Annotated in this window: 25 protein-coding genes; 11 read left to right on the forward strand and 14 right to left on the reverse strand. The window is 70.9% G+C overall.

The window, feature by feature from the left end; translation table 11 throughout:
* Nucleotides 1-4: 4 nt before the first annotated feature.
* From BMZ92_RS30485 to BMZ92_RS30495, 3 genes are all read left to right on the forward strand, one after another.
* The gene (locus BMZ92_RS30485) at nucleotides 5-781 is read left to right on the forward strand and encodes a glutaminyl-peptide cyclotransferase (protein WP_091514654.1); all 777 of its coding nucleotides are present in this window, start codon (nucleotides 5-7) and stop codon (nucleotides 779-781) included.
* A 116-nt stretch (nucleotides 782-897) separates the two neighbouring features.
* Nucleotides 898-2,490 (forward strand): MFS transporter, encoded by a 1,593-nt coding sequence (locus tag BMZ92_RS30490; protein ID WP_425425878.1) that lies wholly within the window; start codon nucleotides 898-900, stop codon nucleotides 2,488-2,490.
* 14 nt (nucleotides 2,491-2,504) lie between these two features.
* Complete coding sequence (locus BMZ92_RS30495; protein ID WP_091514659.1) at nucleotides 2,505-3,002, forward strand: DUF2771 family protein; 498 nt, start codon at nucleotides 2,505-2,507, stop codon at nucleotides 3,000-3,002.
* 4 nt (nucleotides 3,003-3,006) lie between these two features.
* On the opposite strand, the gene BMZ92_RS30500 is transcribed toward BMZ92_RS30495, so the two are convergent.
* Entirely contained in the window at nucleotides 3,007-3,393 is a 387-nt protein-coding gene (locus tag BMZ92_RS30500) for a cold-shock protein (protein ID WP_091514661.1), read from the reverse strand.
* A gap of 148 nt (nucleotides 3,394-3,541) precedes the next feature.
* Between BMZ92_RS30500 and BMZ92_RS30505 the strand changes: the two genes are divergently transcribed.
* Entirely contained in the window at nucleotides 3,542-3,763 is a 222-nt protein-coding gene (locus tag BMZ92_RS30505; RefSeq protein WP_091514664.1) for a hypothetical protein, read from the forward strand.
* Here the strand turns inward: BMZ92_RS30505 and BMZ92_RS30510 are convergent.
* Nucleotides 3,729-4,352 (reverse strand): HAD family hydrolase, encoded by a 624-nt coding sequence (locus BMZ92_RS30510; RefSeq protein ID WP_091514667.1) that lies wholly within the window; start codon nucleotides 4,350-4,352, stop codon nucleotides 3,729-3,731. The two genes, BMZ92_RS30505 and BMZ92_RS30510, sit on opposite strands and share 35 nt — an antisense overlap.
* A gap of 81 nt (nucleotides 4,353-4,433) precedes the next feature.
* Between BMZ92_RS30510 and BMZ92_RS30515 the strand changes: the two genes are divergently transcribed.
* Nucleotides 4,434-5,048 (forward strand): TetR/AcrR family transcriptional regulator, encoded by a 615-nt coding sequence (locus tag BMZ92_RS30515; protein WP_091514669.1) that lies wholly within the window; start codon nucleotides 4,434-4,436, stop codon nucleotides 5,046-5,048.
* Entirely contained in the window at nucleotides 5,045-6,004 is a 960-nt protein-coding gene (locus tag BMZ92_RS30520) for a R2-like ligand-binding oxidase (protein WP_091514671.1), read from the forward strand. Before BMZ92_RS30515 ends, BMZ92_RS30520 begins: the two co-directional genes overlap by 4 nt.
* A gap of 211 nt (nucleotides 6,005-6,215) precedes the next feature.
* Here BMZ92_RS30520 and BMZ92_RS30525 read toward each other — a convergent pair whose 3' ends face one another.
* Together BMZ92_RS30525 and BMZ92_RS30530 are read right to left on the reverse strand one after the other, a co-directional pair.
* Complete coding sequence (locus tag BMZ92_RS30525; protein WP_091514673.1) at nucleotides 6,216-6,626, reverse strand: VOC family protein; 411 nt, start codon at nucleotides 6,624-6,626, stop codon at nucleotides 6,216-6,218.
* A 26-nt stretch (nucleotides 6,627-6,652) separates the two neighbouring features.
* A complete protein-coding gene (locus BMZ92_RS30530; protein WP_091514675.1) occupies nucleotides 6,653-8,296 on the reverse strand; it encodes an AMP-binding protein in 1,644 nt (547 codons plus the stop codon).
* A gap of 110 nt (nucleotides 8,297-8,406) precedes the next feature.
* Here BMZ92_RS30530 and BMZ92_RS30535 point away from each other — a divergent pair, with 110 nt between their 5' ends.
* Both BMZ92_RS30535 and BMZ92_RS30540 read left to right on the forward strand, forming a co-directional pair.
* Entirely contained in the window at nucleotides 8,407-9,168 is a 762-nt protein-coding gene (locus BMZ92_RS30535) for a PhzF family phenazine biosynthesis protein (protein WP_091514677.1), read from the forward strand.
* A complete protein-coding gene (locus tag BMZ92_RS30540) occupies nucleotides 9,168-9,536 on the forward strand; it encodes a YccF domain-containing protein (protein WP_091514680.1) in 369 nt (122 codons plus the stop codon). Before BMZ92_RS30535 ends, BMZ92_RS30540 begins: the two co-directional genes overlap by 1 nt.
* Nucleotides 9,537-9,894: 358 nt before the next feature.
* Here the strand turns inward: BMZ92_RS30540 and BMZ92_RS30545 are convergent, their stop codons facing one another.
* The 6 genes from BMZ92_RS30545 to BMZ92_RS30570 are packed head-to-tail and all read right to left on the reverse strand — an operon-like array spanning nucleotide 9,895 to nucleotide 14,541.
* Complete coding sequence (locus BMZ92_RS30545; RefSeq protein ID WP_091514683.1) at nucleotides 9,895-10,695, reverse strand: metallophosphoesterase; 801 nt, start codon at nucleotides 10,693-10,695, stop codon at nucleotides 9,895-9,897.
* 29 nt (nucleotides 10,696-10,724) lie between these two features.
* The gene (locus tag BMZ92_RS30550; protein ID WP_091514685.1) at nucleotides 10,725-11,522 is read right to left on the reverse strand and encodes an HAD-IIA family hydrolase; all 798 of its coding nucleotides are present in this window, start codon (nucleotides 11,520-11,522) and stop codon (nucleotides 10,725-10,727) included.
* A complete protein-coding gene (locus BMZ92_RS30555; RefSeq protein ID WP_091514687.1) occupies nucleotides 11,519-12,577 on the reverse strand; it encodes a sulfate/molybdate ABC transporter ATP-binding protein in 1,059 nt (352 codons plus the stop codon). The genes BMZ92_RS30550 and BMZ92_RS30555 overlap by 4 nt, the downstream gene beginning before the upstream one ends.
* Nucleotides 12,577-13,383 carry an ABC transporter permease gene (locus BMZ92_RS30560; RefSeq protein ID WP_245783347.1) on the reverse strand — a complete coding sequence of 269 codons (807 nt, stop codon included), beginning with the start codon at nucleotides 13,381-13,383 and terminating at the stop codon, nucleotides 12,577-12,579. Before BMZ92_RS30560 ends, BMZ92_RS30555 begins: the two co-directional genes overlap by 1 nt.
* On the reverse strand, nucleotides 13,364-14,140 hold the full coding sequence (gene modA / locus BMZ92_RS30565) for a molybdate ABC transporter substrate-binding protein (RefSeq protein ID WP_091514693.1): 777 nt from the start codon (nucleotides 14,138-14,140) through the stop codon (nucleotides 13,364-13,366). The genes BMZ92_RS30560 and modA overlap by 20 nt, the downstream gene beginning before the upstream one ends.
* On the reverse strand, nucleotides 14,137-14,541 hold the full coding sequence (locus tag BMZ92_RS30570; RefSeq protein WP_091514696.1) for a TOBE domain-containing protein: 405 nt from the start codon (nucleotides 14,539-14,541) through the stop codon (nucleotides 14,137-14,139). The genes modA and BMZ92_RS30570 overlap by 4 nt, the downstream gene beginning before the upstream one ends.
* A gap of 160 nt (nucleotides 14,542-14,701) precedes the next feature.
* On the opposite strand from BMZ92_RS30570, the gene moaA reads away from it, so the two are divergent.
* The 3 genes from moaA (at nucleotide 14,702) to BMZ92_RS30585 (ending at nucleotide 17,156) form a co-directional block, all read left to right on the forward strand.
* Nucleotides 14,702-15,763, forward strand: coding sequence for a GTP 3',8-cyclase MoaA (moaA, locus tag BMZ92_RS30575; protein ID WP_091514697.1), 1,062 nt, complete (start codon nucleotides 14,702-14,704; stop codon nucleotides 15,761-15,763).
* Between the two features lie 7 nt (nucleotides 15,764-15,770).
* The gene (locus tag BMZ92_RS30580) at nucleotides 15,771-16,025 is read left to right on the forward strand and encodes a MoaD/ThiS family protein (protein WP_177228940.1); all 255 of its coding nucleotides are present in this window, start codon (nucleotides 15,771-15,773) and stop codon (nucleotides 16,023-16,025) included.
* Nucleotides 16,026-16,505: 480 nt separating this feature from the next.
* Nucleotides 16,506-17,156: a LysM peptidoglycan-binding domain-containing protein gene (locus BMZ92_RS30585; RefSeq protein WP_091514700.1), complete on the forward strand. Its 651-nt coding sequence runs from the start codon at nucleotides 16,506-16,508 to the stop codon at nucleotides 17,154-17,156.
* 990 nt (nucleotides 17,157-18,146) lie between these two features.
* Here BMZ92_RS30585 and BMZ92_RS30590 read toward each other — a convergent pair.
* From BMZ92_RS30590 to BMZ92_RS30605, 4 genes are read right to left on the reverse strand one after another with little or no spacing between them, the layout of a single operon-like run.
* Entirely contained in the window at nucleotides 18,147-19,271 is a 1,125-nt protein-coding gene (locus tag BMZ92_RS30590) for a molybdenum cofactor biosynthesis protein MoaE (protein ID WP_091514703.1), read from the reverse strand.
* Nucleotides 19,268-19,738, reverse strand: a complete 471-nt coding sequence (moaC, locus tag BMZ92_RS30595) for a cyclic pyranopterin monophosphate synthase MoaC (protein ID WP_091514704.1) — start codon at nucleotides 19,736-19,738, stop codon at nucleotides 19,268-19,270. Before moaC ends, BMZ92_RS30590 begins: the two co-directional genes overlap by 4 nt.
* Before the next feature lie 22 nt (nucleotides 19,739-19,760).
* Nucleotides 19,761-21,152, reverse strand: a complete 1,392-nt coding sequence (locus tag BMZ92_RS30600) for an NAD-dependent malic enzyme (protein WP_091514707.1) — start codon at nucleotides 21,150-21,152, stop codon at nucleotides 19,761-19,763.
* 12 nt (nucleotides 21,153-21,164) lie between these two features.
* Nucleotides 21,165-21,353 carry a hypothetical protein gene (locus BMZ92_RS30605; protein ID WP_091514709.1) on the reverse strand — a complete coding sequence of 63 codons (189 nt, stop codon included), beginning with the start codon at nucleotides 21,351-21,353 and terminating at the stop codon, nucleotides 21,165-21,167.

The raw sequence follows: 21,353 nt of genomic DNA on the forward strand, positions 1-21,353 counted from the left end.
GGCCGTGCGCATCCTGGTCTCGATCTTCCTCGCGCTGGTCACGGCTCTGACGGCCTGTGCCGCCAGCGCTCCGCGAGCGGACGGCTCCGTTCCGCGACTGCGTGCCGACGTGCTCGCGACGCTCCCGCACGACACGTCCGCGTTCACGGAGGGCCTGGAACTGGACGGCGGCACGCTGTACGAGGGCACCGGGATGGTCGGCAGCTCGGAGGTGCGGGCCGGACCGCCGGGCGCCGCGCCCGCCGTCCGGGCCGCGCTGCCCGATCCGCTGTTCGGCGAGGGGATCACGGTCGTCGGCACCAAGCTGTGGCAGCTGACCTGGCAGAACGGCGTCGCGATCGAGCGCGACGCGCACACGCTCACCGAGCTGCGGCGGGTGCCGTACGAGGGTGAGGGCTGGGGCCTGTGCCACCAGCGGGACCGGCTGGTGATGAGCAACGGCTCCAGCCGGCTCACCTTCCGCGATCCGGTCACGTTCGCCCCGCTCGGCACCGTCACCGTGCACGCGGGGAACCAGACGTTCGACCAGCTCAACGAGCTGGAGTGCGTCGGCGGCGACGTGTACGCGAACGTGTGGCAGACCGACACGATCCTGCGGATCGACGCGGCGAGCGGCGAGGTCGAGGCCCTGATCGACGCGTCGGGCCTGCTCACGGACGCGCAGCGGCAGCAGGCCGACGTGCTCAACGGCATCGCCGCGGTGCCGGGGACCGACGAGTTCCTGCTCACCGGCAAGTACTGGCCGAGCCTGTTCCGGGTGAAATTCGTGGCAACCTCCTGATCGGGCCGCCTTCTGGCCTGGTCATGAGGCAAGATTGACGCGTGGGGCGCAAACGGAAGTGGACGCCGGAGCCGGGGGCCGGGCAGAGCTGGCGCCCGGCCACGTCCACGCGCGCCATGCCGACGGAGGAAGTGCCGACCGAGGGCTTCCGGACGGCGCCGCCGCCTCCGCGTGGCGCGCGGCCGTACCCGCCGCGCCCGAGCGAGCCGCCCCGTCGCGAGCCGCCGCCCCGCCGCACCGAGCCGCTGTACGAGCACTACGGCACCGACGGCTACCCGCCCGGTGGTGCCAGGCCGGAGGAGCCGCGGCAGGAGCGGCACGAGCACCGCACCGAGGCCACCGCGGGGCCGCTGCCGCGCATGCCCAAGAAGCTCACGGTCACCAGGGTCGCCGCGCTGCGCAGCCGTGAGCTGGGCGGCAAGGCGGTCGGCGCGTTCCAGCGCGCGGCGAAGGCCGACGGCGCGGACAAGTCCGGCCTGACGTCGCTGATGTACGCGGTGATGCTGAACTACGCCAGTGACGCGGCGATGGCCGTGGCGCTGGCGAACACGTTGTTCTTCGCGGCCACGAGCGGGGAGAGCAAGAGCCGCGTCGCGCTGTACCTGCTGATCACGATCGCCCCGTTCGCGGTGGTCGCGCCCGTGATCGGGCCCGCGCTCGACCGCATCCAGCGCGGCCGCAGGCTCGCCATGTGCGTGTCCTCGCTGGGCCAGGGCCTGATGGCGGCGATCATGGCGCTGCACTTCGACGACTGGGGGCTGTACCCGGCGGCGCTCGGGATGATGGTGCTGTCGAAGTCGTTCACCGTGCTGAAGTCCGCGGTCACGCCGCGGGTCGTGCCACGCGGGGTGACGCTGTCGAAGACCAACGCGAGGCTGACGGTGTTCGGGCTCGCCGCCGGTGGTGCGTTCGGCGCGGTCGCCAGCGGCGTCAACTCGCTGCTCGGCTCCGCTGGCGCCCTGTGGTTCACCGGCCTGATCTGCGTCGCGGCGGCGGTGCAGTCGATGCGGATCCCGTCGTGGGTCGAGGCGACCGAGGGCGAGGTGCCCGCGTCTCTCAAGGCGCGGCCGGGCAAGAAGAAGCGGCAGCCCCTCGGCCACGAGGTCGTGCTGGCGCTGTGGGGCAACGGCTCGGTGCGGGTGCTGACCGGGTTTCTGATGATGTTCGCGGCGTTCGCGGTGAAGGCGCACGCCGAGGCCAACGGGCAGAGCCCGTTCACGCAGCTGCTGCTGCTCGGCATCATCGGCGCCGCGGCGGGTGCGGGCGGGTTCGTCGGCAACGCGCTCGGTTCGCGGCTGCAGTTCGGGCATCCCACGCAGGTGGTGCTCGGCAGCCTCGGCGCCGCGCTGCTGTCCACGGTGCTCGCCGCCGTGTTCGCGGGTATCGCCACGGCCGCGATCGTCGGCCTGGTCGGCGCGACGGCGAGTGCGCTCGCGAAGATCAGCCTCGACGCGGTGATCCAGTCCGACCTGCCGGAGGAGTCACGGGCGTCGGCGTTCGGCCGGTCGGAGACCGTGCTGCAGCTGGCGTGGTGCTTCGGCGGGGCGGTGGGCCTGCTGCTGCCGCCGACGTACTGGATCGGCTTCCTGGTGGTTTCGGTGCTGCTGGGCCTCGGGCTCACGCAGACCGTGCTGCTCTCGCGCGGCGCGACGCTGCTGCCGTTCCTCGGCCGGAAGCGCCCCCAGCGCCCGGCGCGCACCGCTGCTTAATTAGTGTTTCGCCCATGCGGCGTAGTCGGGTCTTCGGAATCTTGGCGGCTGGTGCACTGGCACTCACGGGATGCTCGGCGACCGTCGGCCCGCCCGAGGTCACGTTCTACGGAGACGGGCACACGGTCGACACCGGCCCCGCCGTCCACTGCGACGCGCTCGTGCGCAACTGCGACAAGCACCCCGAGGACATCGCCACGCTGAAGGTGCGCAAGGGCAGGCCGGTGCAGATCTCCGTGCCGTCGGAGATCAGCGACACCCCGTGGCTGGTCAACGTGCAGTACGCGGACGCGAGCGGGAACCTGCAGGTCAAGCAGGAGTTCTTCGCCCCGGGCAGCCGCCTCGCGTACACGGCGACGCCCGGGGGCGCGGACAACCAGCTCGTGGTGGTCGAGGTGCAGCAGATCGGTGCGGCCTACGCCGCCGACCAGTCGGGCAACCCGATCCTGGACGAGAACGGCAACCCGCAGCTGGTCGCCCGCGCCTACTGGTCCCTGCAGATCCAGCCCTGAGGGCTTACGGGTCGAGGTCCCTGGCCACCGCGCGCATGACCTCGGCGATGCGCTTGGTGTTCTTCCGGTCCGGGTAGCGGCCGCGCCGCAGGTCCGGCTGCACCTTCATCTCCAGCAGCTTGATCATGTCCTCGACGAGCCCGTGCAGCTCCTCGGCGGGACGACGCCGCGCCTCGGCGACCGAAGGCAGCGAGTCGATCAGCCGGACGGAAAGCGCCTGCGGCCCGCGGCGCCCTTCGGCGACCCCGAACTCGAGCCGCTGGCCCGCCTTGAGTGCCTCTACCCCCGGAGGTAGCGCGGTCTTGCGGATGTAGACGTCCTCGCCACCGTCCTGGGTGACGAAACCGAATCCCTTCTCCGCGTCGTACCACTTGACCTTGCCGGTCGGCACTGCCCTCACCCGTTCCTTCGCTCTGCTTCGTCAGTTCGCCTGCCCTGCACGACGAACGCGCCCCGGGGCGTACCCAGGACGCGTACCGGCCAGCCTATCCCGCTATCCACCTCGGGGAGAAGTAGCCAACCGTTCTAACCTTGTGCCCATGAACGACGTCGCGAACACCCGGCAGAACAAACCTTGGCTCATGCGGCTGGGCATCGGTGTGTTCGCTTTCGGCGTACTGGCCGTGCTGGTGGTGTTCATCCTGTTCGCCGCGGGTCTGCGGGACCTGCCGCTGTGGCTGAGCCTCGTCGCCGGCGTCGCGACCCCGCTGGGGATCGTGCTCGGGTTCATCGCGCTGGTTCGGGAGCACCGAAAGCGCTGAACCAGTCCGGGAACTCCGCCAGGCTGTCGAACACGACCTCCGCGCCGGCCGCGACGAGTTCCTCCCGCGTGCACGGGCCGGTCGCGACCGCGACGGGCACCGCGCCGGCGGCGAGCGCGCCCCGCACGTCGCCGAGGTGGTCGCCCGCGTAGGCGCGCGCCCCGTGTTCGCGCAGCGCCACGGCCTTGCCCGCGGCCCACAGCTCGCCGACCACGACGTCCACCTCGAAGCCCAGCGCCTTGATGTGCCGCACGGCGTTCGGCCGGTACTTGCCCGTGACGACGACCGTCCGCCCGCCCGCGCGGCGCACCGCTTCGAGCGCCTCGTGCGCGCCCGGCAGTGCGACCGTGCCGGGCACGACGATCTCGGGGTAGAGCTCGCGGAAGCGCGCGACCAGCTCGGGGATGCGGCCCTCGGGGGCGCCGAAGTCCCGCAGCACCATGTCCAGCGGCGGGCCGAGGTTGCTCGCGAAGTGCTCGCCGTCGAGGGGCAGCCCCGCCTCCTCGCCGAGCGCGTTCATCACCGAGGCCATGCCCGGTCTCGGGTCGATCAGAGTCATGTCCAGGTCGAAGCCCACCGTCATCCCCACATCCCCACCGTACGGTCTTTACATCGCGTCCGATCGGGTCAAGTTGTTTGACATCTCTTCTCCTTGTGTCAAGCTGCTGGTGTGTCGGACATCACCTCGTCGTTCACCGAGCGCACCAAGGCCTCGCTGCGGGAGACCCTCCTCGAGGCCGCGACGGCACTGCTCGCCGAGCACGGGCACGCCGGACTGCGGATGGCGGATGTCGCCGCGGCGGCGGGGGTGAGCCGGCAGACCGTGTACAACGAGTTCGGCAACAAGACCGCGCTGGTCGAAGCCGTCGCGCTGCGCACCACCGCGGAGTTCCTCGAAGGCATCCGCACCCTGTTCGAGGACGCGCCGGACCTGCTCACCGGCATGCACCGCGCGGTCGTCTTCACCATCGAGCACGCCCGCGAGAACAAACTGGTCGCCGCCGCGCTGGGGACCACCGCCGGGGAGGACCTGCTGCCCCTGCTCACCACGAAGGGCGAACCCGTGCTGTCCGCCGCCACGGAACTGGCCGCCGCCCGCTACCTCGAGTTCCTGCCCGCGCTCGACGAGCCGACCGCGCGCCTGCTCGCCGAAACCGCCAGCCGGCTGGCCCTGAGCCACCTCGTGCTGCCCACCCACCCCGCCGCGGAGGCGGCGGATATGGTGTGCGCCGCGCTCGGCCCCGCCATCGCCGCACATTCGTCCACATTGGAGTGTGAGAAATGACCGGAACCCTCGTCCCCCACCGCACCGGCTTCGCCTCGCTGCGCCGCGGCGGGCTCAACTGGGACTCCTTCCCGCTCCGGCTGTTCGTCAAGGGCAACCGGAAGTTCTGGAACCCCGCCGACATCGACTTCTCCGCCGACCGGGCCGACTGGGAGTCGCTCAACGACGAGGAACGCCGGTCGGCGACGTACTTGTGCGCCCAGTTCATCGCCGGTGAGGAGGCGGTGACCGAGGACATCCAGCCCTTCATGAAGGCGATGGCGGCCGAGGGCCGCTTCGGCGACGAGATGTACCTCAGCCAGTTCTGCTTCGAGGAGGCCAAGCACACCGAGGTCTTCCGGCGCTGGATGGACGCGGTGGGCCTGACCGAGGACCTGACGTCGTACGTGTCGGAGAACCCGCACTACCGCAAGCTGTTCTACGAGGAGCTGCCCGAGTCGCTGAACCTGCTCGCCTCGGATCCCAGCCCGCTCAACCAGATCCGCGCGAGCGTCACGTACAACCACGTCATCGAGGGCAGCCTCGCGCTCACCGGGTACTACGCCTGGCAGAAGGTGTGCACGAAGCGCGGCATCCTGCCGGGGATGCAGCAGCTGGTGAAGCACATCGGGGACGACGAGCGCAGGCACATGGCGTGGGGCACGTTCACCTGCCGCAGGCACATCGCCGCCGACGACTCGCTGTGGGAGGCGGTGCAGCAGCGCATGGGCGAGCTACTGCCGCACGCGCTGGGCATGATCCAGTGGGTCAACGAGCAGTTCGAAGAGCCGCCGTTCGAGAACGACCCGCAGGAGTTCGTCACCTACGCCGCGGACCGCGCGCAGCGCCGCCTCGGGGCGATCGAGTCCGCGCGGGGTGTGCCGGTCGAGCAGATCGACCTGGACTACTCGCCGGAACAGCTGGAGGAGACCTTCGGCGAGGAGGACGCGAAGGCGTTCGCCGAGTCGGTCGGCTGAGCCGCGGCTGAAACCGGCGGGCGGGCGCGGCGGCTTTTCGTCCTGAATGCTCAGCCGCCGTACGCCGCCCCGCCGCCTCATGTGCGGGATCCTGGCGCTGCTGTTCGGCCTGTTCTGGATCCTGGTCATCGGGGCGGCCGCCTCCAGCGCCGGCGTCCACTGAAGCCCGAAACCGGAAGGCGGGTGCGGCGGCTGCCGCACCCGCCCGGGTTCAGGCCTGCTGGGCGATGTCCACCAGCCAGTGCACGCCGAACCGGTCGACGCACGAGCCGAACTCGTCACCCCACATCTGCTTCTCCAGCGGCGTCTCCACCGTGGCGCCGTCGGAGAGCTTCTCCCAGTACCCGCGCAGCGTCTCCGCGTCGTCGCCGCTGAGGGACACGCTGACCGTGTTGCCCTGGCTGTGTTCCATGTTCGGCGGCAGGTCCGAGCCCATCAGCGTCAGGCCGCCGTCGGTCTCGAGCTGGCCGTGCATGATCTTGTCGGCCAGCTGCTCGTCGGGCGCGCCGAACTCGCCGAACGTGCTCAGGTTCAGCGTGCCCCCGAACACCCGGTGGTAGTGCTCCATCGCCTCCCTGGCGTTGCCCTTGAAGTGCAGGTACGGGTTGAGCCGGACTGTCATCGCCTTACCTCCTGGGTCGCTCGCTCTCACGCGTGCCGGGTGGCCGCCGCCCGCTCCAGGCCCAGCAGGCTGACCGCCTGCTGCCGCATCTCGACCTTGCGGATCTTGCCGGTGACCGTCATCGGGAACTCGTCGACGACGTGCACGTAACGGGGGATCTTGTAGTGCGCGAGCTTGCCGGTGCAGAACTCGCGCAGCGCCTCCGCCGTCAGCGGCTCGGCGCCCTCGCGCATCCGGATCCACGCCATGAGTTCCTCGCCGTAGCGCTCGTCCGGCACGCCGATCACCTGCGCGTCGAGGACGTCCGGGTGCGTGTACAGGAACTCCTCGATCTCACGCGGGTAGATGTTCTCGCCGCCACGGATGACCATGTCCTTGATGCGGCCGGTGATGTTGAGGTAGCCCTCCTCGTCCATCACCGCGAGGTCGCCGGTGTGCATCCAGCGCGCGGAGTCGATCGCCTCGGCGGTCTTGTCGGGCTGCTCCCAGTAGCCGAGCATCACCGAGTACCCGCGCGTGCACAGCTCGCCGGGCTCGCCGCGCGGCACGGTCAGGCCGGTCTCCGGGTCGACGACCTTGACCTCCAGGTGCGGGCCCACCCGGCCGACCGTGGAGACCCGCCGTTCGATGGAGTCGTCGGCACGCGTCTGCGTGGACACCGGCGAGGTCTCGGTCATGCCGTAGCAGATGGAGACCTCACCCATGCCCATCCGCTCGATGACCTGCTTCATCACCTCGACCGGGCAGGGCGAACCGGCCATGATGCCGGTGCGCAGGCTGGACAGGTCGTAGGACTCGAAGTCCGGCTGGGCGAGCTCGGCGATGAACATCGTCGGCACGCCGTAGAGCGAGGTGCAGCGCTCGGCCTGCACCGCCTCGAGGGTGGCCTTCGGGTCGAACGCCGGGGCGGGGATCACCATGCACGCGCCGTGGCTGGTGGCCGCGAGGTTGCCCATCACCATGCCGAAGCAGTGGTAGAAGGGCACGGGGATGCAGATGCGGTCGGACTCGGTGTAGTTGCACAGCTCGCCGACGAAGAAGCCGTTGTTGAGGATGTTGTGGTGCGACAGCGTCGCACCCTTCGGGAAGCCCGTGGTACCCGACGTGTACTGGATGTTGATCGGGTCGTCCGCGGCCAGCGGGATGCCCTCCAGCGCGACCCGGTCGGCGCGTTTTCCGTTGTCCAGCAAGGAGTTCCACAGCTCGCCACCGATGAGCGCGACGTGCTCCAGCCGTTCGCAGCGCGGCCGGACCTCCTCGATCATGCCCGCGTAGTCGGAGGTCTTGAACTTCTCGGCGGCGATCAGCAGCCGGATGCCGGCCTGGTTGAGCACGAACTCCAGCTCGTGCGAGCGGTACGCCGGGTTGATGTTGACGAGGATGGCACCGATCTTCGCGGTCGCGTACTGCGTGAACGTCCACTCCGCACAGTTCGGCGCCCAGATGCCGACCCGGTCGCCCTTGCCGATGCCCAGGTCGAGCAGGCCGAGCGCGAGCGCGTCCACCTCGGCGGCGAGTTCGGCGTAGGTCCAGCGGCGGCCGCTCGCGCGGTCGACCAGCGCGTCCCGGTCACCGAATGCCTGCACTGTCCGGTCGAAGTTGTCGCCGATCGTGTCGCCCAGCAGCGGGACGTCGGAGGTACCGGAGGAGTAGCTCGGCACGGCAGGCATGGTTCGGCCTCCTGGCAAAAGGTCAACGCTGACTTTGGAATTTTAGCTGCAATGCGCAGCATTTCCATGAGGGGCGGTGGTCGGGCGACGGGTGGGCCTAAGGTGGGAATATGCGCCTGTACATCGTCGACGCGTTCACCGATCGGGCTTTCGCCGGCAACCCCGCCGGGGTCGTGCTGCTGGACGAACCCGCGGATCCGGCCTGGATGCAGTCGGTCGCCGCGGAGCTGAAGCACGCCGAGACGGCGTTCGTGGAGGTGGCGGCCGAGGGTCCGAAGCCGCTGCGCTGGTTCACCCCGACGGTCGAGGTCGACCTGTGCGGGCACGCCACCCTCGCGACCGGTCACGTGCTCGGCGGTTCGCAGGTGTTCACGACGCGCAGCGGTGAGCTGCGCACGACGGCCGAGGACGGCTGGGTCAGCATGGACTTCCCGGCGGACCCGCCCCACGCGACGGCCGACGAGGTGGTGCCCGCGCTACCGGGCGTGACGGTCCGCGAGGTGTTGCGGGGCAAGTGGGACATCCTCGTGCGCACCGACGACGCCGCCGAGGTGCGGGCGCTGGAGCCGGACCTGGACGTCATCGCGGGCTGGGACGCGCGGTGCGTGGTGGTGACCGCGCCGGGCGACAAGCCGGAGATCGACTTCGTGAGCCGCGTGTTCGGTCCCGCCGTCGGCGTGCCGGAGGACCCGGTGACGGGCTCGGCGCACTGCACGCTGTCGCCGTACTGGTCGGCTGAGCTGGGCCGGGACAAACTGGTGGGCGAGCAGGCGTCGGCGCGGGGCGGCGTGGTCCGGACGGCGTTGCAGGGTGACCGGGTCCTGCTGGCGGGCCAGGCCGTCACCACGGTGCGGGGGGAGCTGGTGGTCTGATGCGCTTGCTGCTGAACATCATCTGGCTGGTCTTCGCCGGTTTCTGGATGGCACTCGGCTACCTCGCGGCGGGGATCGTCTGCTGCCTGCTGATCGTGACCATCCCGTTCGGCATCGCGTCGTTCCGCATCGCGAACTACGCACTGTGGCCCTTCGGCCGCACCATCGTCGACCGCTCCGGCGTCGCGTCGGTGCTGGGGAACGTCGTGTGGATCATCTTCGCGGGCTGGTGGCTCGCGCTCGGCCACGTGATCACCGGAATCGCCCTGTGCGTGACGATCGTCGGGATCCCGTTGGGGCTGGCGAACTTCAAGCTGATCCCCGTGTCACTGGTGCCGCTGGGGAAGGAGATCGTGCCGGCGCCGTGAGGGCACCCACCCCGAGAGTTGGGTGATCATCCCGTCGCCTGATACCGGTGGATCACTTTGGGCCAGGGCCGCAACCTTTTTCGAGACTCGCGCTGGCTTCCTTGCTGGTCGAGTCGGGCACGGGGTCTCCCGGCGCTGGCGCGCCTGCTGAGCGGCCCCACCCCCGCCCCGATCTTTGAGTGTTCACGGCCGCTCCACCGCGTCAAGAGCGCCTTCGGCGTCCCTTCGGGATGGGCTTCGCCCACTCTTGACCCGCCGGATCGGCCGTAAGTGCGGCTGGGGATCGGGGCGGGGGTGGGTGTGGGCGGTGTGGCCGCTTCCGTTCCGTTGCCGGGTGCGGGGAGGCGGTTGCCGGGCCCTAGTCTTCTGGTTCCCAGGGCAGCTGCACCACTAGGCAGGGGCCGCCTGCGAACAGACCGCCGTCGATGCCCAGGGCTTTGCCGCCTGCGTAGAGATACGGGGCCTCGATCTGGGTGGGGTGGATGCCGAGCTGATCGGCGATCACGCTGTGGCCGTGCACGATCCGCTCGCCGCCGAGCCGGTCCAGCAGACCCGCCGCGACCTCCGCGCCGTTCGGGCCGCGGAAGGCGTAGCGCGTCGTCATGCGGCGCCACACGTCCCACCACGCGGCGAGGTCGTTGCCTGCCAGTATCTCCTGCGCGGTCTCGTTGATCTCCTCCGCCGAGTCCCCCCATTCGAGGTACTCGAGGGTGTCCGAGTGCATCAGCAGGTGGTTGGCGGCGTGGGCCACGAGGGGGCGCGTCGACAGCCATTCGATGTGGTCGTCCGTGAGCGCGTCCTGGTCCGCCAGCAGCCCGCCGTTGATCTCCCAGCTCCGCGCGAAGCTCCTCGGCCCGAAATCGGACGGGACCTCGGTGTCGCCGAAGTGGTACATCCCCAGCAGCAGGATCTCGTGGTTCCCCAGCAGCGCCTGCACGGCACCACCGGCCTCGGCCGCCTGCTCCTGCAACCGCATCACGAGGTCGATGGCGCCGACGCCGTCCGGCCCCCGGTCGACGAAGTCCCCGAGGAACCACAGGTGCGCGTCCTCACCGCACCAGTCGTCGTGCTCGTCGACCAGTTTGCTGTCGCGCAGGGCGTCGGCCAGTTCGTCCCGGTGCCCGTGCACGTCACCTACGACATACGTCGGGACATCCACCCCTCGACGATAAGCCCTGCTCAGTCCCGCTACCCGCCCAGCCCACCGGTGAACGGGTCCTGCGTGCGCCCCACCAGGTCGGCGATGGAATCCACGACCATCGTCGGCCGGTACGGGTAGCGCTCCGCCGACTCCTTCGTCGAGATGCCCGTCAGCACCAGGACCGTCTGCAGCCCGGCCTCGATCCCCGAGTGCACGTCGGTGTCCATCCGGTCACCGATCATGATCGTGCTCTCCGAGTGCGCCCCCAGCGACCGCAGGGCCGAGCGCATCATCAGCGGGTTCGGCTTGCCGACGTAGTACGGCGAACGCCCGGTGGCCTTCTCGATCAGCGCCGCGATGGACCCCGTCGCGGGCAGCAGGCCCTCCAGGCTCGGCCCGGTGGCGTCCGGGTTCGTCGCGATGAACTTGGCGCCACCCTCGATCAGGCGAATCGCCCTGGTGATCGCCGTGAAGCTGTACGTGCGGGTCTCCCCCAGCACCACGTAGTCCGGATCGCGGTCGGTGAGCACGTACCCGGCTTCGTGCAGCGCGGTCGTCAGGCCCGCCTCGCCGATCACGAACGCGGAACCGTTCGGCCGCTGGCTGTCGAGGAACTTCGCCGTCGCGAGCGCGGACGTCCAGATGCGCTCCTCCGGCACGTCGAGGCCCGTGTTCAGCAGCCGCGCCCGCAGGTCACGCGGGGTGTAGATGGAGTTGTTCGTGAGCACCAGGAACGGCGTGTCGTGGGCGCGCAGCTCGGCGAGGAACTCGTCGGCGCCGGGGACCAGGTGCTCCTCGTGCACCAGGACCCCGTCCATGTCCGTCAGATACGTCCACTGGGTCATAGGGGAAGACTAGCCGGGTACACGGTCACCGTCGTGGCTTTGATCGACAACCGCACGGGCGTTCCCGGTTCCAGCGCGAGGTCCGCCACGGCGGCCGGGGTCAGGTCCGCGGCGAGGTTCGCGTCCGTCCGCAGCCGGATCACCGGACCGTGTGGTTCGAGCGCCGTCACCAGCGCTTTCACCGTGTTGCGCGGACTGCCCGGATGCCCGTCCTCCGCCGGGTAGACCGCCACCGCGCTCGGCTCGAACACCGCCACCGCGGCCTCACCCAATGCGGTGCCCTCGGCGAGCATCCCCGCCACGAACCGGCCGTCCTCGGCCCGCAACCCGCCTTCGGTCGCGACGCCGGGAATGAGGTTCAACCCGGCGATGCGCGCCGTGAACGCCGTACGCGGCGCGGCGAGCACCTCACGCGTCGGCCCGCGCTCGACCGCGCTCCCTTCGCTCAGCACCAGCACGTGATCGGCCAGCGCGAGCGCGTCCAGCGGGTCGTGCGTGACGAGCACCGTCGCGCCGATGCGGTGCGTGCTGAGCACCCGCCGCAGCAGTCCGCGGATCGCGGGCGCGGCGTCGACGTCCAGCGCGGCGAGCGGCTCGTCGAGCAGCAGCAGGTCCGGATCGCCCGCGAGCGCCCGCGCCACCGCCACCCGCTGGGCCTGCCCGCCGGACAGCTGAGCCGGTTTGCGGTCGGCGAACTCGGTCGCGTCCACCTCGGCCAGCCAGCGCCGCGCGATCTCCCGCGACTCCGCCCGCCGGGCCCCCTTCGACCGCGGCGAGAACGCGACGTTGTCCAGTACCGAAAGGTGCGGGAACAGCAGGGCGTCCTGGGCCAGCAGCCCGACCGACCGCTCGTGCGGCGGCAGGCCGTGCAGCTCGCGGTCGCCGAGCCGGATCGTCGCGCGGTCGGGCCGCAGCAGCCCCGACAGGCTGCCCAGCAGGCTCGACTTGCCCGACCCGTTCGGCCCGAGGATCGCCAGCACCGTGCCGTCCGGCACCTCGAAACCGACCGCGAGCCGGAAGCTCCCCCTGACCAGTTCGATCTCGGCGCGCAGCACTACGCCCGCCCTTCCAGCGCCTTCGGCCGCGCCACGACGATCACCACGAGCGCCACCACGACCAGCAGCAGCGCCACCGCGACCGCACTGTCCACATCGGACTCCGCCTGCGTGTAGACCTCCAGCGGCAGGGTCCGCGTCACGCCCTCCAGACTGCCCGCGAACGTGATGGTCGCGCCGAACTCCCCGAGCGAGCGCGCGAAGCTCAGCACCGCGCCCGAACCGAGCGCGGGCAGCAGCAGCGGCAGGGTCACGCGCCGGAACACCGTCCACGGCTTCGCGCCGAGCGTCGCGCCGATCTGCTCGTAGGAGTCACCGGCGTTGCGCAGCGCGCCCTCCAGGCTCACCACGAGGAACGGCATCGCCACGAAGATCTGCGCGATCACCACCGCCGTCGTCGTGAACGGCACCGTGATCCCGGCCGTGACGTCGAGCAGGTAGCCGAGGAACCCCTTCCGGCCGAGCAGGTACAGCAGTGCGAGCCCGCCGACCACCGGCGGCAGCACCAGCGGCAGCAGCACGACCGCCCGCAGCAGCCGGATGCCCCGCACCTCCGTCCGCGCGAGCACCACCGCGAGCGGCACCCCCAGCAGCACGCAGCCCACGGTCGACATCGCGGCCGTCTCCACGGACAGCCGGAGCGCCGCGAGCGACGAGTCCGAGACGATCAGCGACGGCAGCCGCCGCAGGTCCGTGCGCACCAGCAGCCCCACCACCGGCAGCACGACCAGCGCGAGCGCCAGCCCCGCGGGCACCCACAGCACCCGCGGGACCGCCGCCTTCGCGCTACTGGCCTGGCGTGCCAAAACCCACCTTGGCCAGCTGCTGCCTGCCCTGCGCACCGAGCACGAACTGCTCGAACTCCTTGGCGAGGTCGCTCTGCGGCGCCCCCTTGACCACCGCGATCGGGTAGTTGTTGACCGCCTGGGCGGCCTCGGGGAAGTCGACCTGCGCGACCTTGCCCTGCGCCGTGGCGGCGTCGGTGACGTAGACGAGGCCGGCGTCGGCGTCCCCGGACTCCACCTTGGTCAGCACCTGCTTGACGTCCTGCTCCTCGCTCACGGGCTTGAGCGTGACACCCGTGGCCTTCTCCACCTTCTGCGCCGCCGACCCGCACGGCACCTGCGGCGCGCACACGACGACCTTGAGCCCGGCGTCCGCCAGGTCCGCGAAGGCCTTGAGCCCCTTCGGGTTGCCCGGGGCGACGGCGATCGTCAGCTTGTTGGTGGCGAAGACCGTCGGCGCCCCGTCAATCACCCCGCCCTGGACCGCTTTGTCCATGTTGGTCTGGTCGGCGGAGGCGAACACGTCGGCCTTCGCGCCGTTGGTCAGCTGCTGGACGAGGCTCGACGAACCGCCGAAGCTGTACTTCACCGTCACACCGGGGTGCGCCGCCTCGAACTCCGTCTTGAGCGCGTTGAAGGACTCGGTCAGCGAAGCCGCGGCGAACACCGTCAGCGTCCTCGGCCCGGCGCCACTGTTATTACTGTTACTACTACTGCTGCCGCCGCAGCCCGTGACCAACAGCGCGACACCGGCCAGCGCGGCCAGAAGCTTCTTCACCGTTCTCCTCCAGGAGTCTCGACGACGACCGTCGTCGCCTTCACCACCGCCACCGCGAGCACCCCGGGCCGCAGCCCCAGCTCGCGCACCGCCTCGGCGCTCATCAGCGAGACCACCCGGTGTGGTCCGCACTGGAGCTCCACCTGCGCCATGACCTTGTCGACGACGACCTCGGTGACGAGCCCGACGAACCGGTTGCGGGCGGACCGGCCGACACCGGACGGGTCGTCCGGCCCCGCCGCCTGCTCCCGCGCGAACGCGGCGAGCTCCGCGCCGTCGACGACCTTGCGCCCCGAGGCGTCCACACTGGAACTCAGCTGTCCGGCCCGGACCCAGCGGCGGATGGTGTCGTCGCTCACACCCAGCAGCGCGGCGGCTTCAGAGAACCGAAAATGCGGCATGGCCGCGACATTATCTCCGCGCATGCGGAAAAGCCATGCGGTCCTGTCTTCGGCTACGGAGAACCGGTCCCGCGCCCGGCGCCGATCACGCGGCCACGCTGGGATTTTTCGGCAATTCCGTGACCGTTCCGGCAGCGTGAATCGGGCTAGGCTGGGTCCGGTGAGTGCGGTGAACCTCGGTCTGCCCCGGTTGCGGGGAGCCTCCAACGCGTCCCAGCCCCGGCCGGACAACCCTGCCCTCATCGACACCTTCGGGCGGGTGGCCACCGATCTGCGGGTCTCGCTGACCGACCGGTGCAACCTCCGCTGCACCTACTGCATGCCCGCCGAGGGCCTGCCGTGGCTGCCGGGCGAGGACGTGCTGACGGACGAAGAACTGTTGCGGCTGCTGCGGATCGCGGTCGAACGCCTCGGCGTCACCGACATCCGGCTCACCGGCGGCGAGCCGATGCTGCGCCCCGGGCTGGAGGACCTCGTCGCGGAGATCACGGAGCTGCGCCCGCGGCCCCGGCTTTCGATGACCACCAACGGAATCGGCCTGGCGAAGCGGGCGGCGAAGCTCGCCGCGGCCGGGCTGGACCGGATCAACGTCTCGCTCGACACCGTGGATCCGGAGACGTTCCGCGCGATCACCCGCCGCGACCGGCTCTCCCACGTGCTGGCCGGGCTCGAAGCGGCGCGTGCCGCCGGGCTGGACCCGGTCAAGGTCAACGCCGTGCTGCTGCGCGGGGTCAACGAACACGAAGCCGCGCCGCTGCTGCGGTTCTGCCTCGAACACGGCTACCACCTCCGGTTCATCGAGCAGATGCCGCTGGACGCGCAGCACGGCTGGAACCGCGGGGACATGGTGACCGCGGAGGAGATCCTGGGCCTGCTGCGGGCCGACTTCGAGCTGACGCCCAGCCCGTCGGAGCGCGGTGGCGCCCCGGCGGAGCGCTGGCTCGTCGACGGCGGGCCCGCGGAGGTGGGCGTCATCGCGTCCGTGACCAGGCCGTTCTGCGCCGCGTGCGAGCGCACGCGGCTCACGGCGGACGGCGCGGTCCGGTCCTGCCTGTTCAGCAACGCGGAGACCGACCTGCGAGGCCTGCTGCGGGGCGGCGCCGACGACGAAGCGGTGGCCGATGCGTGGCGGATGACCATGTGGGGCAAGCTGGCGGGCCACGAGATCAACGACGCCGGGTTCGCGCAGCCGATCCGGCCGATGAGCGCGATCGGGGGCTGAAACTTCCGTGACGAAGGTGCTGGTGCGGTACTTCGCGTCCGCGCGGGCGGCCTCGGGGGTGGAGCAGGAGACGCTCCAGCTGCCCGCGGGGGCGTCCGTGGCCGAGGCGCTGGGCGTGCTGCGGGAGCGGCACCCGGAGAAGCTGCCGCGGGTGCTCGAGGCGGCCAGCTTCCTGCTGGACGGGATCGCCGTCAGGGACCGCTCCCGGACCCTGCCCGATGGGGCGGAGCTGGACGTCCTGCCGCCCTTTGCCGGGGGTTAAGCGGAGGTTTTCCTCCCGTTTGCGGGGGGCTCACGAACGGCCCAGTCGTGCGCCTACGACGTGATGCAGACCTCACGATCAGTGAAATATCTCGGCCAGGAAACGGGACGATAACGGGCCTCTGAGCAGGAAGAACACCCAAATCGGCAGAGGTTGCGTGCCGTTACTGTGATGTAGGTCACGTACCGAATAATTTCCGATCACGCTCGCCGTTACGTACCGTCGCTTTTCGGCTGGCCCCGACCGGCCAAGGCAAGACCGGGATTCCGAAGCGCCAAACCCTGTCCGGCGGAATCCCGGAAAACAAACCCCGAGCGAAAGAAGCTTCCGGACAGGGGCGGAGGGAGCCTGGACCGCGCCACGTGCGTGGGCCGGGCCGGCAACCCGGATCCCGCCGGGAAGCCACGGGCCCGCGAGGGTCCGCCCGCAAGACGGCCCGTGAGGGTCGGCTCGACGGCGCGGAAGCCCGAGATAGATCGAATGTCCTACCGAGGCAAGCACCGCAAGATGTCCCCCGCCGCTCGCAACATCGCCCGCGTCGCTGTCGCGGGCCTCGCGGTCGGCACCCCGCTGGCGATCGCTGCGACCCCCGCGCAGGCCTCCAGCGTGAACTGGGACGCCATCGCGCAGTGCGAGAGCGGTGGCAACTGGAGCACGAACACCGGTAACGGCTACTACGGTGGTCTGCAGTTCACGCAGAGCACGTGGAAGGCCTACGGCGGCACCGGCTCGCCGCAGAACGCGTCGCGTGAGCAGCAGATCGCGGTCGCGGAGCGCGTGCTGCAGGGCCAGGGCCCCGGCGCCTGGCCGGTGTGCAGCAAGAAGGCCGGCGCGGCTTCGAGCTCGTCTTCGAAGAGCAAGAGCACTGCGAAGACCCAGCAGAAGAAGAGCACCTCGACCCCCAAGAAGGCCGCCGCTCCGGCGCCGAAGAAGGTGGCGGCCCAGCCCGCGACCGCGGTGCCGAGCTCGAACCCGAACGGTGACTACACCGTCGTGGCCGGGGACACGCTGTCGAAGATCGCGCAGCAGTTCAACGTCGAGGGCGGCTACCAGAAGCTCCAGCAGCTGAACGCCCAGTACATCCCGAACGCCAACCTGATCCTGGTCGGCCAGAAGATCGCCACCAAGTGACCTGCTGAAGGTCACAGCACCAACGCGATCGGCCGGCGGACTGACACAGCCACGTCTGTGAAGTCCCGTTGTGCAACCGAGGGCCCCACCGCTATCCCCCGTGCGGTGGGGCCCTCGGGCATTTCCCGGGCGTTGCGGTGCCAGGGCCGGGTCCGGGCAGGTCCGGTTGGATCGGCGCGGCCGGAGGCCGGAGCCGGGTTGTGCTGGCCTGGTCGGGCTGGGCTGGGCTGAGCCGAGCGGAGCTGGGCCTGGGCGGACTGGGCCTGGGCGGGCGGAGCTGAGCCGGGCCGAGTCGGGCCGGGCCGAGCTGAGCTGACGTGCCCGGCGGCGGGAGTCGGGCTGGGTTGAGCCGGGCCGGGCTGAGCGGAGCTGAGCGGGCTGGGCCGGGCGGAGCTGGGCCGACGCGTTTACGGGCCCGGAGCCGGGCCGGAGTTGCCCGGGCCGAGGCGGGCCAGGCTGGGCCGGGCCGGGGCGCGGCTGCCGGTTGGAGCCAGGCTGCGTCCAGCCAGGCTGAGCTGGGCCACGGCTGGCCACGCCAAGCTGCCCAACGCCCAACCTCGATCTGGCCGAGCCCCAGGCGAGGCCGGATTGTGCCTGTGGCGCCTTCCCGCCGAGCGGGATGGGCTGCCCCGAACAGGCTCGGCGGCGAGTGCCCGTCCGCGCGGTGCCAGCGGCCATGCCACCCGATCGGTCGTGCCAGGCCCGCGGCCGGGCTCGGCGTTCAGCGTGCAGCTGAGCCTGGCTTCTCCGAGGCGAACGCCCCACACGGAAGTGTGACCCGGGACCCGGACACGCCATGGCCCCCGGGCGGAGTAGCTCAGGCCGGTGAAGGGCGCCTCCACACCGCCGGTCGTGGCGATCCGAGGGCGCATCGATGGCAGACACCGCCCCGGCCCGGACAAAACCGCCCTCAGAGAGCCTCTCGCGGCCGAATCGGGGGTGCGGTGACATTCGGGGCCGCGACGGCCTCTCCAGCGCGTCAGCGGCACACTAGGGCGAGTTGACCCATTCGTCCGTGCCGTCGGCGAAGTGCTGGTGCTTCCAGACCGGCAGCTGGGCCTTCACCTCGTCGACCAGCTCGGCGCACGTCGCGAAGGCTTCGGCCCTGTGATCGGCCGCCACGGCGCACGCCAGAGCCACATCGCCGATCGCGAGAGCGCCCAGGCGGTGACTGACCGCGACCGCGCGGACACCAGCGCGCCGGGCCGACACCTCCGCGACCACCCGAGCCAGCACATCTCCCGCGCTGGGGTGGCCCTCGTAGAACAGCGTCTCCACCGACTTGCCGCCGTCGTGGTTGCGGACCACACCACCGAAGGTCACCACGGCGCCCGCGGCCGGATCGTCCACCAGCTCGGCGTGCGCTTCCACCGACAACGGCTGCTCGGTGACCTGCGCCAGCGCGATCCGGGGTGGCGCGATCGCTTCGGCTCGGACCTCCGCCGACGTCGGCGCGGCGGCTGACGCGGGGACAGCAGCCGAGGTGGGCTCAGCCGCTGACGCGGGGACAGCCGCCGGCGTGCGCTCAGCCGCTGACGCCGGGACAGCAGCCGAGGTGGGCTCAGCGCCCGTGGTGGCTGAGGCGCCCGACGCAGCCGAGGCGCCCGGAGCAGCGGCGGCAGGAACGTCAGCCCCCGCCCGGGGATGATCACCGCCAGCCAGCTGGTCCACGGCGTGCGCCAGCACGCCGTCCAGCACGCCGAGGCCGTCCTTCACACCACCGCGGGAACCGGGCAGGTTCACGACCAGCGTCCGCCCCGCGACGCCCGCCACCCCGCGCGACAGCACCGCCGTCGGCACCTTAGGCAGGCCCGCGTTCCGGATGGCGTCCGCGAGCCCCGGCAGCTCGGCGTCCAGCAGGGCGGCCGTCTCGTCCGGCGTGCGGTCCGTCGGCGAGATGCCCGTGCCACCCGTGGTGATCACGACGTCCACCCCGTCCTGCAGGCAGCTCCGCAGCGCCTTGCCCACGGGCTCACCGTCCGGCACCACGATCGGCGCCGGCACGTCGAACTCCCGCCCCGCCAGCCACTCCACGATCACCGGGCCGGTGTTGTCCTCGTACACCCCCGACGCCGCCCGGTTCGACGCGACGATCACCCGTGCCGTGCGCTTCATGGCCGCTCCCACGTTCCGGTCTTGCCGCCGTCCTTGCGTTCCAGCCGCACCGCGTCCAGCACCGCCGCGGGGTCGACCGCCTTGATCATGTCGTGCAGGGTGAGCCCGGCGACGGCGACCGCGGTGAGCGCCTCCATCTCGACGCCCGTCCGGTCGGTGGTCTTCGCCGTCGCCTGGATCGCCACCTCCGACTCGCCCAGCGTGAACTCCACCTTGACGCCGGAAAGCGCTATCTGGTGGCACAGCGGGATCAACTCGGGCACCTTCTTCGCGCCCATGATCCCGGCGATCCGGGCGGTCGCGAGCGCGTCACCCTTGGGCAGGCCGTTCGCCGACAGCAGGCCGATCACCTCGGTGGTCGTCCGCACGACCCCCGTCGCGACCGCGGTGCGGGCCGTGGCCTCCTTGCCCGAGACGTCCACCATCCGCGCGGCGCCGGTCTGGTCGACATGGCTCAATTCAGTCACAGCCCGCCCCTCCAGCGGAGAACTAGACGGCCGCGCTCCGGCGGGCCGCCGCCTTCACGGCCTCGGCCACCGCCGGGGCCACCGCCGAGTCGAACACGCTCGGCACGATGAACGACGCGTTCAGCCGGTCGTCCACCACGTCGGCGATCGCGTTCGCCGCGGCGATCAGCATCTCGTCGTCGATGTCGTGCGCCTGCGCGTCCAGCAGACCGCGGAACACACCGGGGAACGCGAGGACGTTGTTGATCTGGTTCGGGTAGTCGCTGCGGCCCGTCGCCACGACCGCGGCGTGCTTCTGCGCCTCCAGCGGGTCGATCTCCGGGTCCGGGTTCGCCAGCGCGAACACCACCGGGTTCTCCGCCATCGTCGCGACCTGCTCGGCCCCGAACAGGTTCGGCGCCGACACCCCGATGAACACGTCCGCCCCGACCAGCGCGTCGTGCAGGCTGCCCGACACGTTGTCCTTGTTCGTCGTCTCCGCGAGGTGCCGCAGGTTGTCGTCCAGGTTGGCGCGGCCGGAGTGGACGATGCCGTCGATGTCCGCGGCGATGATGTCGGCAGGCTTCTTGTGCTGCAGCAGGCGGATGATCGCCGAGCCCGCGGCACCCGCACCGCTGACCACGATCTTGCAGTCCTCGATGTTCTTCCCGACCACCCGCAGCGCGTTGCGCAGCGCGGCCAGCACCACGATCGCGGTGCCGTGCTGGTCGTCGTGGAACACCGGGATGTCGAGCTGCTCACGCAACCGCTTCTCGATCTCGAAGCAGCGCGGCGCGGCGATGTCCTCGAGGTTGATGCCCGCGTACACCGGCGCCAGCGCCTTGACGATCTTGATGATCTCCTCGGTGTCCTGGGTGTCCAGGCACACCGGCCACGCGTCGACGTCGGCGAACTTCTTGAACAGCGCCGCCTTGCCCTCCATCACCGGCAGCGCCGCCGCGGGGCCGATGTTGCCGAGGCCGAGCACGGCCGAGCCGTCGGTGACCACGGCGACCGTGTTGCGCTTGATGGTCAGGCGGCGCGCGTCCGCGGGGTTCGCGGCGATCGCCTGGCACACACGCGCGACGCCCGGCGTGTACGCGCGGGACAGGTCGTCACGGTTGCGGAGCTGCACCTTGGGGGCGACCGAGAGCTTGCCGCCCAGGTGCATGAGGAAGGTGCGGTCGGAGACCTTGCGCACCCGCACGCCGTCGAGGGAGTCGAGCTCCTTCGTGACGTCCTCGACGTGGTCGGCGTTGGAGACGTTGGCGGTGATGTCGACCACGATCGCGTCGGAGCGGGACTCCACGACGTCGAACGCGGTGAGCACCCCGCCCACCCGGCCGACGGCGGTGGTGAGGTCGCCCGCGGCGCTCGCCGACGGGGGAGCCTCGACGCGGACGGTGATCGAATAACCGGGGCCGGGAACCGGCACTGTCGTTACCCCTTACTTGTTGATCTCGGTCTCCGGGTGCACGTACGGCACCGTGTCCAGCGGGAACGTCACGTCGCCGTACGGCGAGAGCGCGCCCTGGCGGTCCGCCGCGAGTTCGGTCACGGGGTGTTCGCCGTCCGGCACCTTCGGCCAGCTCGGGTCGATCCGCCCGGCCTTCTTCCCGTTGTCACCCTTGGCCAC

This window comes from Amycolatopsis sacchari (assembly GCF_900114035.1).
Classification (GTDB): Bacteria; Actinomycetota; Actinomycetes; order Mycobacteriales; family Pseudonocardiaceae; genus Amycolatopsis_E; species Amycolatopsis_E sacchari.

Bases quoted from the DNA above. Each gene is read 5' to 3' on its own strand.
- BMZ92_RS30490 (WP_425425878.1), top strand. From the start codon at position 898: ATGCCGACGGAGGAAGTGCCGACCGAGGGCTTCCGGACGGCGCCGCCG.
- BMZ92_RS30495 (WP_091514659.1), top strand. From the start codon at position 2,505: ATGCGGCGTAGTCGGGTCTTCGGAATCTTGGCGGCTGGTGCACTGGCA.
- BMZ92_RS30505 (WP_091514664.1), top strand. From the start codon at position 3,542: ATGAACGACGTCGCGAACACCCGGCAGAACAAACCTTGGCTCATGCGG.
- BMZ92_RS30520 (WP_091514671.1), top strand. From the start codon at position 5,045: ATGACCGGAACCCTCGTCCCCCACCGCACCGGCTTCGCCTCGCTGCGC.
- BMZ92_RS30525 (WP_091514673.1), bottom strand. From the start codon at position 6,626: ATGACAGTCCGGCTCAACCCGTACCTGCACTTCAAGGGCAACGCCAGG.
- BMZ92_RS30530 (WP_091514675.1), bottom strand. From the start codon at position 8,296: ATGCCTGCCGTGCCGAGCTACTCCTCCGGTACCTCCGACGTCCCGCTG.
- BMZ92_RS30535 (WP_091514677.1), top strand. From the start codon at position 8,407: ATGCGCCTGTACATCGTCGACGCGTTCACCGATCGGGCTTTCGCCGGC.
- BMZ92_RS30540 (WP_091514680.1), top strand. From the start codon at position 9,168: ATGCGCTTGCTGCTGAACATCATCTGGCTGGTCTTCGCCGGTTTCTGG.
- BMZ92_RS30550 (WP_091514685.1), bottom strand. From the start codon at position 11,522: ATGACCCAGTGGACGTATCTGACGGACATGGACGGGGTCCTGGTGCAC.
- BMZ92_RS30570 (WP_091514696.1), bottom strand. From the start codon at position 14,541: ATGCCGCATTTTCGGTTCTCTGAAGCCGCCGCGCTGCTGGGTGTGAGC.
- BMZ92_RS30585 (WP_091514700.1), top strand. From the start codon at position 16,506: ATGTCCTACCGAGGCAAGCACCGCAAGATGTCCCCCGCCGCTCGCAAC.
- BMZ92_RS30590 (WP_091514703.1), bottom strand. From the start codon at position 19,271: ATGAAGCGCACGGCACGGGTGATCGTCGCGTCGAACCGGGCGGCGTCG.